Origin of the sequence: Streptomyces sp. NPDC050287, assembly GCF_044459385.1 — a bacterium.
Lineage (GTDB): Bacteria > Actinomycetota > Actinomycetes > Streptomycetales > Streptomycetaceae > Streptomyces.
Genome location: NZ_JBITIY010000040.1, coordinates 1 through 2,035 on the forward strand (window position 1 = coordinate 1; position 2,035 = coordinate 2,035).

Annotated in this window: 2 rRNA genes (1 of these 2 cut by a window edge); both read right to left on the minus strand. The window is 57.5% G+C overall.

The features are described 5' to 3' along the window. Window positions 1–117, minus strand: a 5S ribosomal RNA gene (rrf, locus tag ACIBK3_RS46665). A 93-nt stretch (window positions 118–210) separates the two neighbouring features. Beyond that, window positions 211–2,035 (minus strand): 23S ribosomal RNA (locus ACIBK3_RS46670) (it continues 1,371 nt past the right edge of the window).

Consider the following 2,035-nt stretch of genomic DNA (forward strand, 5'->3'; position numbering starts at 1 on the left):
GTTCGGCGGCGTCCTACTCTCCCACAGGGTCCCCCCTGCAGTACCATCGGCGCTGTAAGGCTTAGCTTCCGGGTTCGAAATGTGACCGGGCGTTTCCCTCACGCTATAACCACCGAAACACTATGAAACTGTCGAACCTGCCGCACCACACCCTGACCGGGCATGGGGCTGTTCGTGGTTTCAGAACCAACACAGTGGACGCGAGCAACTGAGGACAAGCCCTCGGCCTATTAGTACCAGTCAGCTCCACCCATTACTGGGCTTCCACACCTGGCCTATCAACCCAGTCGTCTACTGGGAGCCTTAACCCCTCAAGGGGGTGGGAGTCCTCATCTCGAAGCAGGCTTCCCGCTTAGATGCTTTCAGCGGTTATCCCTCCCGAACGTAGCCAACCAGCCATGCCCTTGGCAGGACAACTGGCACACCAGAGGTTCGTCCGTCCCGGTCCTCTCGTACTAGGGACAGCCCTTCTCAAGACTCCTACGCGCACAGCGGATAGGGACCGAACTGTCTCACGACGTTCTAAACCCAGCTCGCGTACCGCTTTAATGGGCGAACAGCCCAACCCTTGGGACCGACTCCAGCCCCAGGATGCGACGAGCCGACATCGAGGTGCCAAACCATCCCGTCGATATGGACTCTTGGGGAAGATCAGCCTGTTATCCCCGGGGTACCTTTTATCCGTTGAGCGACGGCGCTTCCACAAGCCACCGCCGGATCACTAGTCCCGACTTTCGTCCCTGCTCGACCCGTCGGTCTCACAGTCAAGCTCCCTTGTGCACTTACACTCAACACCTGATTACCAACCAGGCTGAGGGAACCTTTGGGCGCCTCCGTTACTCTTTAGGAGGCAACCGCCCCAGTTAAACTACCCATCAGACACTGTCCCTGATCCGGATCACGGACCCAGGTTAGACATCCAGCACGACCAGACTGGTATTTCAACGACGACTCCACCTGAACTGGCGTCCAAGCTTCACAGTCTCCCAGCTATCCTACACAAGCCGAACCGAACACCAATATCAAACTGTAGTAAAGGTCCCGGGGTCTTTCCGTCCTGCTGCGCGAAACGAGCATCTTTACTCGTAGTGCAATTTCACCGGGCCTATGGTTGAGACAGTCGAGAAGTCGTTACGCCATTCGTGCAGGTCGGAACTTACCCGACAAGGAATTTCGCTACCTTAGGATGGTTATAGTTACCACCGCCGTTTACTGGCGCTTAAGTTCTCAGCTTCGCCCGACCGAAGTCGGACTAACCGGTCCCCTTAACGTTCCAGCACCGGGCAGGCGTCAGTCCGTATACATCGCCTTACGGCTTCGCACGGACCTGTGTTTTTAGTAAACAGTCGCTTCTCGCTGGTCTCTGCGGCCACCCCCAGCTCGGAGAGCACGTCTCCTCACCAGTGATGGCCCCCCTTCTCCCGAAGTTACGGGGGCATTTTGCCGAGTTCCTTAACCATAGTTCACCCGAACGCCTCGGTATTCTCTACCTGACCACCTGAGTCGGTTTAGGGTACGGGCCGCCATGAAACTCGCTAGAGGCTTTTCTCGACAGCATAGGATCATCCACTTCACCACAATCGGCTCGGCATCAGGTCTCAGCCATATGTGCGACGGATTTACCTACCGCACGGCCTACACCCTTACCCCGGGACAACCACCGCCCGGGCTGGACTACCTTCCTGCGTCACCCCATCACTCACCTACTACAAGTCTGGTCCGTCGGCTCCACCACTCCCCTTCACCCGAAGGCTCCAGGGCGGCTTCACGGACTTAGCATCGCCTGGTTCAGTGTTTGACGCTTCACAGCGGGTACCGGAATATCAACCGGTTATCCATCGACTACGCCTGTCGGCCTCGCCTTAGGTCCCGACTTACCCTGGGCAGATCAGCTTGACCCAGGAACCCTTAGTCAATCGGCGCACACGTTTCCCACGTGTGTATCGCTACTCATGCCTGCATTCTCACTCGTGAACCGTCCACAACTCGCTTCCGCGGCTGCTTCACCCGGCACACGACGCTCCCCTACCCATCA